The 421-nt window shown below is 75.1% G+C and carries 1 pseudogene; it reads right to left on the reverse strand.

Annotated features, from left to right (window positions below):
* Positions 1-323: 323 nt before the first annotated feature.
* Positions 324-392: pseudogene (locus E9529_RS23020) on the reverse strand (FtsW/RodA/SpoVE family cell cycle protein); the annotation flags it as partial.
* Positions 393-421: the final 29 nt, after the last annotated feature.

Genomic DNA, 421 nt, shown 5'->3' on the forward strand with positions numbered 1-421 from the left:
TCACCGTGTGGCTCATCGGCCAGGCGACCATGAACATGGGGTACGTGGTGGGCCTGCTCCCGGTGACCGGTGTGACCCTCCCGCTGATCTCGGCGGGCGTGCAGCAGCGTGCGGGCGCCGCCGACGACGGGGCGCTCGGGGGCGTCGTCCGCGGGGAACCGCCGGGGCCGCACCTGGTCCACCGCCGCGGTGGGGGCGGGCGCGAGCAGCCGGGCCAGGCGGCCGCGCTCGGCCGTGCGCAGCGCCTCGATGGCGGCGGGCTCGGAGCGGGCGAACCGGGCCAGCAGCCCCACGATGAAGAGGGTGAGGACCAGCGAGGTCCCGCCCGCCGAGATCAGCGGGAGGGTCACACCGGTCACCGGGAGCAGGCCCACCACGTACCCCATGTTCATGGTCGCCTGGCCGATGAGCCACACGGTGA

Origin of the sequence: Blastococcus sp. KM273128, assembly GCF_021698975.1 — a bacterium.
Taxonomy (GTDB): Bacteria; Actinomycetota; Actinomycetes; order Mycobacteriales; family Geodermatophilaceae; genus Blastococcus.